The following is an 11,905-nucleotide window of genomic DNA, read 5'->3' on the forward strand; positions in this document are numbered from 1 at the left end:
AAAAAAAGCCCTTCCTGGTTGGAAGGGCTCTTCATGCGGCTAGCTAGCCAGTGCACACTTATACTGTAACCGGATCTGGTGCTGTATGGCGAATCATATAATCAAATGCGCCAAGCGCTGCTGTTGCGCCTGAACCCATAGAAATGACGATTTGCTTGTAGATTGTATCTGTGCAGTCCCCTGCAGCAAAGACGCCAGGCATGCTCGTTGCGCCATGCTTATCAATTACTATTTCGCCGAACTGGTTCATCTCCAAGGTACCTTGTAAAAACTCGGTATTTGGCAGCAAGCCAATTTGAATGAACACACCTTCGAGTTCAATGTGATGCGTTTCGCCTGTAGCTTTATCTAGATACGTTAGGCCATTCACTTTGTCCGTACCTGTAATTTCTTGCGTAGAAGCGTTAGTCAAAACGGTTACGTTCGGCAAGCTGTATAAGCGCTCCTGCAATACTTTGTCAGCCTTCAGCTCATCGCGATGCTGAAGAAGTGTCACGTGCTTTACGACACCCGCCAAGTCAATAGCTGCCTCGACTCCAGAGTTCCCTCCACCGACGACCGCTACGTTTTTGCCTTTAAAGATCGGACCATCGCAATGCGGACAGTAAGCAACACCTTTATTTTTGAACGCTTCCTCACCAGGAACACCTAACTCACGGTAACGAGTACCTGTTGAAAGAATCACCGTCTTCCCTTTTAGGACAGCACCGTTTTCGAGTGTAACCTCCACAAGCTCCTTGCGCTCAACCTTCACCGCACGCTGTGACTTCATCACTTCGATATCATACTCGGACACATGACCTTCCAGACTAGCAACAAACTGAGGGCCCTCTGTAGATCTTGTACCAATAATATTTTCAATCGTTAACGTATCATTGACCTGACCGCCAAAGCGCTCTGCAACAATACCGGTGCGAAGGCCTTTACGAGCGGAGTAAATCGCTGCGCTAGAGCCAGCAGGTCCACCGCCGACAACTAGAATATCGAAAGGTTCAACGTCTGCAAACTCAGAGCCATCTGATTGGCTGCCTAGTTTTGCAAGTATATCCTCAATCTCCATACGACCGCTTGCGAAGTTCTCGCCATTCAGGAATACAGTCGGCACAGCCATAATATCTCTTGCCTGTACCTCATCCTGGAACGTACCGCCTTCAACCATGACATGCGAGATGTTCGGATTCAACACGGACATAATATTGAGCGCTTGAACAACATCTGGACAGTTATGACAGGTTAAGCTAACGAACGTTTCAAAATGCAGCTTGTCTTTGATCGCTTGAATACGCTTGATAACTGCATCTTCAATCTTCGGTGCACGACCGCTAACTTGCAGCAAGGCAAGAACCAGGGATGTGAATTCATGACCTAACGGCAACCCGGCAAATACAACGCCTGATTCTTCACTGCCTGCTTTATTGATACTGAAGCTTGGCGTACGCTCTAGCTGAACGTTCTCCACCGTAATACGCTGAGACATGTTCTTTAATTCTGTTACAAGCTCCAGCATGTCTTGGGATGTTTTGTCTTCTCCTGCACTTACCTTGATAACTAGATCTCCTTCTAGCATCGTCAAGTATTGCTGTAGCTGTGCTTTAATCTGATTGTCTAATACCATATGCACAACTGCTACATGATTGGCAGATTGATGATGTACATTCTCTTTGTTCAGCGAGCTGCTGCACTTAACTCATCTGCATCAACATCCATCTAGCCGTAGCAGTCAATCACCTCGCTTTTCGCAATGTTGTACTAATTATCTATATAAAAGGACATTATTTATTATAAATAGGGCGACAAAAAATCAACCCTACGGATTGTTCCTGTCGCCTTCTTCATCCTATGTTAAATTAAATACTTAACTTAGATTTTACCTACTAGATCTAGGCTTGGCTTCAATGTTTCAGCGCCTTCTTGCCATTTAGCTGGGCAAACTTCGCCTGGATTGTTGCGTACGTATTGAGCAGCTTTGATTTTTCCTACGATTGTAGAAGCATCACGGCCAATACCGCCAGCGTTGATTTCATACGCTTGAACGATACCGTCTGGATCGATGATGAACGTACCGCGTTCAGCTAGTCCGTCTTCTTCATTCAATACATCAAATGCTCTAGAAATTACGTGGCTTGGGTCACCAATCATAACGTATTCGATTTTACCGATAGCTGGTGAATGGTCATGCCATGCTTTGTGTGTGAAGTGTGTATCAGTTGATACGGAGTAAACTTCAACACCTAGGCTTTTTAGCGTTGCGTATTCATTTTGCAAGTCTTCAAGCTCTGTAGGACATACGAATGTGAAGTCTGCTGGATAGAAGCATACTACACTCCATTGACCTTTAAAGTTTTCTGAAGATACGTCGATAAACTCGCCTTTGTGGAACGCCTTCGCTGTAAATGGTTGAATTTCTTTTCCAATTAATGCCATGACAGTTTCCTCCTACTTTCTCTTTTTATTTTTAAGTAATTATAATTACATTACAATAATTATAATCATTAATAAAATTATCGTATATAATTGCCTCATAGTCAACATTTCTTACGTGTCAAAAATCTAAATTTTAAATGAAGATAATTTTCATTCGCAGTCACAGCATTTATAGCTATTTCCAATAAAAAGGAAAATTATACTTGCTCGCTGTCACGAATTAGACGTATCTAACAATTTGATCAAAAGGCAATCGAGATGAACCATAAGCCGGAGCAGCTGCTTCTCCAATTGCAATCAAAAGAATTGGGATTTCATGCTTAGGCAGATTGAATTTTTCTGCGAATTTAGCCTTGTCAAACCCGCCCATTGGTACAGTGTCGTAACCCATATCCTTCGCAAGAAGCATAATCTGCATAGAAATTAGTCCAGCATCGAAGTGAACAATGTTTTGCAGGATATGCTCTGGCAATCCACTGTACAGCCCATAGCTATTTTTAATCATATGATCCCCAATTTCACGCGACATATAGCCCTTTTCAACATTCTCATTATAAATTTGCTCCGCATTTTCATACATTTTCATGTCGCCTAACACGGCAATAATTGCAGATGATGTCTCCACCTGCTCTTGGTTATTTGCAATCGCACGTACTTCCTTCTTAACCTGTGGATCATCAATTACAAGAAAGCGCCAAGGCTGCATGTTACTTGAAGAGGGCGCGCTCATCGCTTGCTCTAGCAAGTGATTAAGCTTTTCACGAGGAATCACGACATTCTCTTTATATTTGCGCACCGACTTTCGGTCATGCATAATTTGCTCTAATTTTGTTTGTGTGTGTATCATGTTTAACAGTCCTTTCAAATAAATTCACTTTATTACAAACGATCGGTATTATAATTCAGCTTACGAACGAGAGCTTGCAGCTGTTCAACTTCTTCTGTAGTAAAATCTCTATACAGCTCATTAATAAACTGCTGTCTATCCCCATCACAGCCAGTCAGAAGTTGTTTTCCGATATCGGTAATTTCAACAATTATCTCCCGATTATTCAACTCATTCCGCTGACGATGTACAAGCTGCTGCTCCTCTAACAGCTTGAGGTGCCTGGTAATTGCTGCCTGGTCAATATTCAACTCCTGCTGTAGTGATATTTGCGTAATTTTCCCTTTGGTTAACAGCTTATACAACAATTCATAACGAGTCAGACTAATACCAGCTCGCTTCTCGAAGCACTGCGTTATTCGTCGATCTATATTCTTGAACATGAGAAACAGCTCTTTTAGCTCTTGGTGCGACTTATCCATTACAGTGATTCTCCTAACTGTATTAGAATTGACTCATCAACTGTTGACTGATCAATCATTGACGAGTCAATTGTATCTCATCATTTCTCGATTTGCAAGTTTCCATTTAGCATGCCTACTCATGATGCATAATTCTATATTGAATAACATCAATGATACTATGATCTTCGGCGATATAAATCCATCGTTTTATAGCCTTGAGCCAATACCGCTATCATTTCCTCTTTACGCTTAACTCTTGTTTCTTCTTGAACAGCGCTATATACATAACGAGCCCAATCCTTGCGATAGCCTGGCGTAAGCGACTGATAGAAGGCAAGCTCATTCGGTGCTTGGCTTAAATCCTCTTCGATGTTCGGGATATATGCAATATAATCGTCCACTAATTGACTCGGTTTCTTGGCAGTCGATGTTTTCTTTTTGCTCGACTCGTGTTTTAATCCCACTATCGTAAATACGTCATTCATGCCTACCATGCGACTAAACTTCAATTGACTTGTCCCTATGTAGCCTTCTTCGTTAGCCCCCAATCCTGCCAATAGCTCATCTCGGTGGATATAGGTTGCATACACTTTATTTCCCTTCTTCGGATAGGCAGCATACAAATAACCGCCTTCCAGCAATGCTTGTTGTTTAATCACATTTGTCACAAGCTGCTGCAGCTCATTCATATCGAGCACAAAAGCAAAAATCAGATCGTACTTTTCGTTTTCCTTTAATTCATGGTCGGTAGAAGTCAGCTCAGCCAGAGCTTCTTCTTTTTCTGGTGTATATAGAACAGCTACCTTGCTATATTTAGTTAAGCTCAGCTTTTCAACGATCGTTTTAGACATTTCTTGTTCATCCTTTCTCTTAGTACTTTAGATGCTCGTTCAATACATTATCCTCTAACAGCTCAAGATGATTGCCATGCTCTCTTGCAATATGCTTTTCTCCCCATGCGCATAGCGAATCCAGGATTCCCCGCAGACTTTGCCCGTAATCACTAAGCTCATATTCAACCTTAGGCGGAACCTCATTATATACAATCCTATTAATGATCCCGTCTTCCTCCAGCTCACGCAGCTGCTGAGTCAGCATTTTCTGTGTAATGTTCGGCATGAGACGCTTAAGCTCGCTAGTCCGCTTTTTACCATGAGTTAAGTGGCACAAAATAACGCACTTCCACTTCCCCCCGATTACCTCTAACGTCACCTCGACCGAAATATTGTATTTCTTTTTCTTCATGCTACTTGCTCCCTTAATTTACAGGTACTAAAAAGTGCTTATATTACTTTAACGTTTCTATATCACTTAAAAGTGTGTACTTCTCAATTGAACTCCTATTATCCATAATAACATTTGTCAGCAAGAATGAATGTATTCAGCTATTAACCATCGAGGAGGAACAGCATGTCTCTAAATAGAAGGCGAAGCACCCTGGCTTTACTTGCACTAGCGATCAGCGCCTTTGCGATAGGAACGACTGAATTTATTAGTGTTGGACTACTGCCGTTATTATCATCAGATCTTAACGTCCCCATCACAACAGCAGGCCTAACCGTTTCATTGTACGCATTAGGTGTCACAATAGGCGCACCTATTTTAACGTCGCTCACATCCAATATACCACGCAAAACGCTGCTCATTTGGATTATGATGATTTTCATTGTTGGCAACAGCATTGCAGCAAGTGCAACAAGTATAGGTGTACTGCTTGCAGCACGTATCATATCGGCGTTTTCGCATGGTGTTTTTATGTCGATTGGATCTACCATAGCGGCTGATTTAGTGCCGGAAAACCGTAGAGCGAGCGCGATATCCATTATGTTCTCAGGACTGACGGTAGCAACTGTCACTGGTGTACCGCTCGGCACATTTATTGGTCAGCATTTCGGTTGGAGGATGGCATTCGTCCTCATTACAATCGTTGGGATTATAGCCCTTATTGCCAACAGTACGCTTATCCCTTCTGATTTGCGAGCAGGCACGCGTACATCGATACATGACCAGGTTAAGCTGCTGAAAAATGGTCGATTGCTGCTTGTCTTTGCCATTACCGCTTTAGGCTATGGCGGAACCTTTGTCGTGTTCACATATTTATCGCCTATATTACAGGATATAGCCGGATTTAAGGAAGGCACTGTAGCACTCATTCTGCTCATTTATGGTGTTGCCATCGCAATAGGAAATATGATTGGTGGTAAACTGTCTAATCAACAACCGCTTCGTGCCTTATGGGTTATGTTTATTGTACAAGCTATTGTGCTGGTTATATTGTATTTTACAGCGCCATTTAAGACCGCGGGCTTGATCACGATCTTCTTTATGGGACTTCTTGCTTTCATGAATGTACCCGGTCTGCAAGTTTATGTCGTCACACTAGCCAAACGATTCGTGCCATCGGCGGTTGACGTAGCTTCTGCTATGAATATAGCCGCCTTTAATATTGGCATCGCCTTAGGCTCCTATATCGGGGGACTGATCACCGATTCTATTGGAATGATTCATACAACGTGGATTGGAGCATTAATGGTGCTAGCTGCTGTCGTCCTGACAAGGAGAAGCCTCACGCTTGAACAACGAGAACAACAACGAGATATTGGAGGAATCGTACATGAATAATCAAGTTACAACACTGTATAATGGCGTTTCGATGCCTTGGCTTGGTATAGGAGTATTTAAGGTGGAGGAAGGCGATGAGCTTGTCCATGCTGTCAAATTTGCGATTAAACATGGTTACCGCAGCATTGATACTGCAGCAATCTATGGCAATGAAGAAGGCGTTGGTCAAGCATTGCATGAAAGCATGCTTGAAACAGGACTTGCTCGCGAGGAGCTGTTCGTGACCTCAAAGGTTTGGAATGCTGATCTTGGCTATGAGTCCACACTTAAAGCATATGAAACAAGCTTACAAAAGCTAGGGCTCGATTACTTGGATCTGTACCTTATTCACTGGCCGGTGGAGGGCAAATATGAAGAGGCTTGGCGGGCGCTTGAAACTCTCTATAAACAAGGAAAAGTAAAGGCGATAGGCGTGAGCAATTTCCAAATTCATCATCTTGAGCAGCTCATGAAACATGCTGAGATTAAGCCTATGGTTAACCAGGTGGAGTTTCATCCAAGACTGACTCAAAAGGAGCTGCTTGCCTATTGCCAGTCGCAAGACATACAGCTTGAAGCATGGTCACCATTAATGCAGGGAGAGCTATTGAACAATACTGAGTTGCTTGAGATCGCACAACGATACAACAAATCGATTGCCCAAATTATTATTAGATGGGATCTGCAAAGCGGTGTAATCACCATTCCAAAATCGACGAAGGAGCATCGCATTGTTGAAAACTTCAATGTATTTGATTTTGAATTATCAGCTGAAGATATGACGCGCATCAACCAGCTGAATCAAAACAAGCGAGTCGGTCCTGATCCCGATAACTTTGATTTTTAACGGAATAACGTAAAGCGAATGTGCCTCAGGCTGCTGCTTCTAGTAGCTTGAGGCTATTTGTATGCTGTGATGTATGCTTGGACTGACCACTATCCAGCTTAGCCTAAAGGTTACAGCCTGTGTTGCCCCAAATTTTCCTCGCTGTCACTGCACACCGAATAAGAAGCATCCACATAAAATGCCTATGTAACGTGACTATATTATCGAGGTGAACACAAATGGCAGGATCGCTTGATTACACATCTCCTACTACGCACTACTCCTATGATGTTAATAAAAGCCCTTTTTTCAAAAAGGACGACAATAATTTTATTAATATATTAGGTGTAGAGCAGTTAAACTCATTAGAAAATGTGTCGCTTTTGGACATTTATTTAAGTACAAATAATGTGGTAGAGCCGCATTATCATCAGAACGCTGCAGAGCTCGTCTATTGTATTTCGGGTGCAGCGACGGTGTCATTGTTGAATCCCTATACGAAGCAAATTCAGAACTATCCAATTACACCTGGTCAAGTAGCGAATGTTCCTCAAGGCTGGTGGCATTATGAGGTCGCAACCGCTGACAATACGCATCTGCTAGCAATCTTCGACGCCCCTAACCCTGAAGTTATTTTAGGCTCTGACATTCTAAAATTCACACCGTCGAATGTGATTGCCCACACCTACTGCATTGACGAACACGCTTGGAAGCAGGCAATTGCGACAGTTAAGCCTTCGACCTATATCGGTCCTTACAGCGATTGCTACCAACAAGCGCCACAGCCTCAATTGCAATATCCATACATGCTACAGCAGCGTTATTATTGGGGACTATAATCTCTTCAGCGTTCAAGCAAGGTATAAAAACGTCATCGCGTTGACGTTTTTTTATTGGTTGTGCTCGTCCCAATAAGAAGAGAACTATTCAATTGAGTCTTCCAATAATAGGAACCAGCGGTTGACTATTCGTGAGCCTTTTCCACCGCATGACCGCCAAACTCATTTCTCAAGGCTGCAACTACTTTCCCTGTAAACGTATCATGCTCCATTGAGCGGTAGCGCATTAGTAAAGACATCGCTATTACTGGGGTGGCAGCCTGAAGTTCAAGCGCCTCCTCTACCGTCCATCTGCCCTCTCCGGAGGAATGCATAACCCCTTGAATGCCTTTCAGCTTGGCATCCTTGGAAAATGCCCGCTGCGTCAACTCCATTAACCAGGAACGAATGACCGATCCATGACTCCACACTCTGGCTACCTGACTAAAGTCAAAATCAAATTCGCTTTTCTCCAGGACCTCGAACCCTTCTCCAATTGCGGCCATCATACCATATTCAATGCCGTTATGGACCATTTTCAGATAGTGACCGCTACCGGCCTTTCCTGCATAGAGGTACCCATTACTAACAGCTGTGTCGCGGAAAATAGGCTCTACCACACTCCAAGCCTTTCGATCTCCGCCTATCATATAACAGGCACCATTACGAGCGCCTTCCATACCGCCGGACGTTCCGACGTCCATAAAATGAACGTCTAATCCTTGCAGCTCCTCATAACGTCGTATCGACTCCTTATAGTGAGAATTTCCCGCCTCTATGACAATATCGCCTTTAGACAAGAAAGGCTTCAGATCAGTTAATATGAAATCGACAACTGCATGCGGCACCATCAGCCAATAAACTCTTGGCGGCTCAAGCTGTTCAACGAGCTGCTTCAAGCTGGCTGCTCCTTCCGCTCCATATGCTTTCAGCTCTTCTACTGCTGCCTGATTTACGTCAAAGGCAACTACATTGTAGTTATGATCTAGCAGATTTCTGCCTAAATTCTGTCCCATTTTGCCTAAGCCAATTAATCCTATCTTCATCCTGTAACCAACCTTTCTTGCTTTTTAACCAGATGATTAATAAAAGCCTTCACCTTGATGTTGTCCGCTATCGACTCAAAACATTCAACAATATCCAGCGAATAAATTGGAATGCTATCGGACATGCATCAACCTAATCCCTGTTCCTTCCAACTGGTGCAATCGGGTAGAATGCTGTATAACTAAAGAAGTTACAGTTACAGTTAGGTACACATGTATTACATATAAGGAGAACATATAACATATGGCTGATTTAAGGGAAGAAATACTTAATAAGCTCAAAAATGGAGACTTTAATTGTGAGAAGGAACTAACCCTATCGATTATCGGTGGTAAATGGAAGCTGATTATTCTCTGGCATCTTGGGAAGGAAGGCCCACAGCGTTTCAGCGAGCTTCAACGATTACTGCCTAAAATTACTCATAAAATGCTAACGAGCCAGCTAAAGGAGCTTACTGACGACGGCATCATTCATCGTGAGGTATTTCCAGAGGTTCCGCCAAGAGTTGAATATTCGATGACAGAGCTCGGTCTTACGTTAATGCCACTATTAGAGTTAATGTATGACTGGGGCAAAAAACGAATTGAGGACATAAAGAAACAGAACGAGCAATCGGTCTAGTTCTTCCTCAAGGAATGATTGTCGACAACAATTCCCTCCACCAAGCACTGATAAGATGATGCCGATGAGTCCAACCTAAGCCGCACAAATCGCGTACGTACGCATTAGTAACATTTTGGGTACTATCTATCAATATTGTGCGTTCTATTCAAGCTGTCTATAAGGCATTACAATAGGTCTCATCATAAACAGTAAGGAGTGAAGGATTATGGAACTTCAATTAGCATTGGATCTTGTCGACATCCCTCAAGCAAAACAGGTGTTACAGGAAGTTGAGGCATATATTGATATTGTGGAGATTGGAACTCCTGTCGTAATAAACGAAGGACTTCATGCAGTGAAGGCCGTTAAGGATGCATTTCCTCATTTAAAAGTTTTAGCTGATCTAAAAGTAATGGATGCAGCAGGCTATGAGGTAATGAAGGCTTCAGAAGCTGGTGCGGATATCGTGACAATCCTTGGGGTAGCTGAGGATATGACGATTAAAGGCGCTGTAGAAGAGGCTAAGAAACAAGGCAAGAAAATTTTAGTCGATATGATTGGCGTGAAGGACCTGGCTCAACGAGCACAAGAAGTAGATGCTTTTGGCGTTGATTATATTTGTGTGCATACAGGCTATGACCTGCAAGCAGTAGGCAAAAACTCCTTCGAGGACCTTCAAACGATCAAGCGTGTCGTAAAGAACGCTAAAACTGCAGTAGCAGGTGGCATCAAGCTGAGCACACTTCCAGAAGTAATCAAGTCTCAACCTGATCTTGTCATTGTAGGTGGCGGTATTACTGGTGAAGCGGATAAAAAAGCTGCTGCCGCTGAAATGCAAAGATTGATTAAGCAAGGTTAATCCGATATGCAAACGAACCAATACCTAAGCAAAATTCTAGACGAATTAAGCCAAGCGGCAGGCAGAATATCCGATATCGAGGCGGAAGCATTCGTTCAGCATATTATGGAAGCTAACAGAATTTATGCAGCTGGTGCTGGTCGCTCAGGACTCATGATGCGGGCATTCGCAATGAGGCTTATGCATCTTGGCATCGAGACGTATGTGGTAGGCGAAACCGTAACACCAGGGTTAGCCGCAGGAGACATGCTGATTATCGGGTCAGGATCGGGCGAGACAAAAAGCCTGCTCTCTATGGCTCAAAAAGCTCATAGTCTGCATGCAACGATTGCGTCTGTTACGATTTTCCCTGAGTCTTCTATCGGAAAATTGTCTAGACTAACTGTTTCATTACCAGGCGCTCCAAAGGATCAATCCCAACAGGAAGCAGTTACTATACAGCCAATGGGTTCCTTGTATGAACAAACCTTGTTTTTGTTTCTTGATGCCGTTATTTTAAGATTAATGGACATTCGCGGACTGGACTCGCAAGCTATGTACCATCGTCATGCGAATCTTGAATAGATATTGACGCTACAGCAAGAAGGCCGGTCATGAGGATGACCGGCCTTTCTTATATCAGACTACACGTTCGATTGCATAGCTAGCTGCTGCTAGACTGACGTGTTCTAATGAACGACAGATGCAATGAACTTCTCTAAAGCAGTGACATCTGTGATGTTTCGATTGCAATCATGACCATTCATGCAAATATAGTTACCTACTGATTTATAATAGTCTGGCAGGTTAGCATGTCTTTTCTTAGATACTGCTGAAAATAGAGCTAGCTTTTCAAATTTATTGCACACGAAGCAATAGCTCTTTTTATTGGCTATCGTGTATCTGCCTTCAATGCCTACGAATTGTCCTCCCGCATCGTACACGATATACATTTTATTCGTCGACAGGTCACTCCAGCTTAAATACGACACATATCTATAATCGATTTGACTAAGATCAGGCAGCTTCAGCTTCTTGTTTTTCGGGAACAGCTTCTGAATCTGTTTCACTGAAATTGAAGGAAACTCGACAAGATAAGGCTCTAGCTCCGCTACATACCTGCGAGCAGCCTCTACCGTTTGCAGATCAATGATCGGTGTGAGCAGCTTGCTGCAGTCCTCCGTCACGTTAGGAAACAGCTCCAACACTTTCTCTTGAGCGCCATAACGCACAGATTCTAACACCTTTGGATCACTAATCGCTTGATAGGCGCGAACAACCTCTTCGGCCTGTTTTCTTATAACGTTATATTGGTGGTTTCTAATAAATGGTTCACACATGGATGGTAGCCCCTTTGCTCTAGTTTGATAAAACAATCTGAGCAAAGCCATATATTAGAACACGATAACTACAAATACCGGCGACTTCCAAGAAATCTGGTCACCCTCATGCAAAGTA

Annotated in this window: 14 protein-coding genes; 6 read left to right on the forward strand and 8 right to left on the reverse strand. The window is 43.0% G+C overall.

What is annotated here, in order from left to right; genetic code table 11:
- Nucleotides 1-58: 58 nt before the first annotated feature.
- The 6 genes from ahpF to ACFP56_RS16095 form a co-directional block, all read right to left on the reverse strand.
- Nucleotides 59-1,615, reverse strand: coding sequence for an alkyl hydroperoxide reductase subunit F (gene ahpF, locus ACFP56_RS16070; protein ID WP_379236356.1), 1,557 nt, complete (start codon nt 1,613-1,615; stop codon nt 59-61).
- A 245-nt stretch (nt 1,616-1,860) separates the two neighbouring features.
- Complete coding sequence (ahpC, locus tag ACFP56_RS16075; RefSeq protein ID WP_379236358.1) at nt 1,861-2,424, reverse strand: alkyl hydroperoxide reductase subunit C; 564 nt, start codon at nt 2,422-2,424, stop codon at nt 1,861-1,863.
- A gap of 220 nt (nt 2,425-2,644) precedes the next feature.
- Complete coding sequence (locus ACFP56_RS16080; RefSeq protein ID WP_379236360.1) at nt 2,645-3,271, reverse strand: nitroreductase family protein; 627 nt, start codon at nt 3,269-3,271, stop codon at nt 2,645-2,647.
- 32 nt (nt 3,272-3,303) lie between these two features.
- On the reverse strand, nt 3,304-3,732 hold the full coding sequence (locus ACFP56_RS16085) for a MarR family winged helix-turn-helix transcriptional regulator (RefSeq protein ID WP_379236362.1): 429 nt from the start codon (nt 3,730-3,732) through the stop codon (nt 3,304-3,306).
- A 158-nt stretch (nt 3,733-3,890) separates the two neighbouring features.
- Complete coding sequence (locus ACFP56_RS16090) at nt 3,891-4,565, reverse strand: YdeI/OmpD-associated family protein (RefSeq protein ID WP_379236364.1); 675 nt, start codon at nt 4,563-4,565, stop codon at nt 3,891-3,893.
- Nucleotides 4,566-4,584: 19 nt separating this feature from the next.
- Nucleotides 4,585-4,959 carry a winged helix-turn-helix transcriptional regulator gene (locus ACFP56_RS16095; protein ID WP_379236366.1) on the reverse strand — a complete coding sequence of 125 codons (375 nt, stop codon included), beginning with the start codon at nt 4,957-4,959 and terminating at the stop codon, nt 4,585-4,587.
- A 165-nt stretch (nt 4,960-5,124) separates the two neighbouring features.
- Between ACFP56_RS16095 and ACFP56_RS16100 the strand changes: the two genes are divergently transcribed.
- The 3 genes from ACFP56_RS16100 (at nt 5,125) to ACFP56_RS16110 (ending at nt 7,980) form a co-directional block, all read left to right on the forward strand.
- The gene (locus tag ACFP56_RS16100) at nt 5,125-6,336 is read left to right on the forward strand and encodes an MFS transporter (RefSeq protein WP_379236368.1); all 1,212 of its coding nucleotides are present in this window, start codon (nt 5,125-5,127) and stop codon (nt 6,334-6,336) included.
- Complete coding sequence (locus tag ACFP56_RS16105) at nt 6,329-7,162, forward strand: aldo/keto reductase (RefSeq protein WP_379236370.1); 834 nt, start codon at nt 6,329-6,331, stop codon at nt 7,160-7,162. Before ACFP56_RS16100 ends, ACFP56_RS16105 begins: the two co-directional genes overlap by 8 nt.
- Nucleotides 7,163-7,380: 218 nt before the next feature.
- Nucleotides 7,381-7,980, forward strand: a complete 600-nt coding sequence (locus tag ACFP56_RS16110) for a cupin domain-containing protein (protein WP_379236372.1) — start codon at nt 7,381-7,383, stop codon at nt 7,978-7,980.
- 125 nt (nt 7,981-8,105) lie between these two features.
- Here the strand turns inward: ACFP56_RS16110 and gnd are convergent, their stop codons facing one another.
- On the reverse strand, nt 8,106-9,005 hold the full coding sequence (gene gnd / locus ACFP56_RS16115) for a phosphogluconate dehydrogenase (NAD(+)-dependent, decarboxylating) (protein WP_379236374.1): 900 nt from the start codon (nt 9,003-9,005) through the stop codon (nt 8,106-8,108).
- Between the two features lie 244 nt (nt 9,006-9,249).
- On the opposite strand from gnd, the gene ACFP56_RS16120 reads away from it, so the two are divergent.
- The 3 genes from ACFP56_RS16120 (at nt 9,250) to hxlB (ending at nt 11,032) form a co-directional block, all read left to right on the forward strand.
- Nucleotides 9,250-9,627, forward strand: coding sequence for a winged helix-turn-helix transcriptional regulator (locus tag ACFP56_RS16120; protein ID WP_379236376.1), 378 nt, complete (start codon nt 9,250-9,252; stop codon nt 9,625-9,627).
- 208 nt (nt 9,628-9,835) lie between these two features.
- Complete coding sequence (hxlA, locus tag ACFP56_RS16125) at nt 9,836-10,468, forward strand: 3-hexulose-6-phosphate synthase (RefSeq protein ID WP_379236378.1); 633 nt, start codon at nt 9,836-9,838, stop codon at nt 10,466-10,468.
- A gap of 6 nt (nt 10,469-10,474) precedes the next feature.
- The gene (gene hxlB / locus ACFP56_RS16130; RefSeq protein ID WP_379236380.1) at nt 10,475-11,032 is read left to right on the forward strand and encodes a 6-phospho-3-hexuloisomerase; all 558 of its coding nucleotides are present in this window, start codon (nt 10,475-10,477) and stop codon (nt 11,030-11,032) included.
- Nucleotides 11,033-11,136: 104 nt separating this feature from the next.
- On the opposite strand, the gene ACFP56_RS16135 is transcribed toward hxlB, so the two are convergent.
- A complete protein-coding gene (locus ACFP56_RS16135; RefSeq protein ID WP_379236382.1) occupies nt 11,137-11,787 on the reverse strand; it encodes a FusB/FusC family EF-G-binding protein in 651 nt (216 codons plus the stop codon).
- Nucleotides 11,788-11,905: the final 118 nt, after the last annotated feature.

Source organism: Paenibacillus septentrionalis, assembly GCF_042659865.1.
GTDB lineage: Bacteria > Bacillota > Bacilli > Paenibacillales > Paenibacillaceae > Pristimantibacillus > Pristimantibacillus septentrionalis.

Bases quoted from the DNA above. Each gene is read 5' to 3' on its own strand.
- hxlB (WP_379236380.1), top strand. From the start codon at position 10,475: ATGCAAACGAACCAATACCTAAGCAAAATTCTAGACGAATTAAGCCAA.
- ACFP56_RS16085 (WP_379236362.1), bottom strand. From the start codon at position 3,732: ATGGATAAGTCGCACCAAGAGCTAAAAGAGCTGTTTCTCATGTTCAAG.
- hxlA (WP_379236378.1), top strand. From the start codon at position 9,836: ATGGAACTTCAATTAGCATTGGATCTTGTCGACATCCCTCAAGCAAAA.
- ACFP56_RS16110 (WP_379236372.1), top strand. From the start codon at position 7,381: ATGGCAGGATCGCTTGATTACACATCTCCTACTACGCACTACTCCTAT.
- ACFP56_RS16095 (WP_379236366.1), bottom strand. From the start codon at position 4,959: ATGAAGAAAAAGAAATACAATATTTCGGTCGAGGTGACGTTAGAGGTA.
- ACFP56_RS16100 (WP_379236368.1), top strand. From the start codon at position 5,125: ATGTCTCTAAATAGAAGGCGAAGCACCCTGGCTTTACTTGCACTAGCG.
- ACFP56_RS16120 (WP_379236376.1), top strand. From the start codon at position 9,250: ATGGCTGATTTAAGGGAAGAAATACTTAATAAGCTCAAAAATGGAGAC.
- ahpF (WP_379236356.1), bottom strand. From the start codon at position 1,615: ATGGTATTAGACAATCAGATTAAAGCACAGCTACAGCAATACTTGACG.
- gnd (WP_379236374.1), bottom strand. From the start codon at position 9,005: ATGAAGATAGGATTAATTGGCTTAGGCAAAATGGGACAGAATTTAGGC.
- ahpC (WP_379236358.1), bottom strand. From the start codon at position 2,424: ATGGCATTAATTGGAAAAGAAATTCAACCATTTACAGCGAAGGCGTTC.
- ACFP56_RS16135 (WP_379236382.1), bottom strand. From the start codon at position 11,787: ATGTGTGAACCATTTATTAGAAACCACCAATATAACGTTATAAGAAAA.
- ACFP56_RS16090 (WP_379236364.1), bottom strand. From the start codon at position 4,565: ATGTCTAAAACGATCGTTGAAAAGCTGAGCTTAACTAAATATAGCAAG.
- ACFP56_RS16080 (WP_379236360.1), bottom strand. From the start codon at position 3,271: ATGATACACACACAAACAAAATTAGAGCAAATTATGCATGACCGAAAG.
- ACFP56_RS16105 (WP_379236370.1), top strand. From the start codon at position 6,329: ATGAATAATCAAGTTACAACACTGTATAATGGCGTTTCGATGCCTTGG.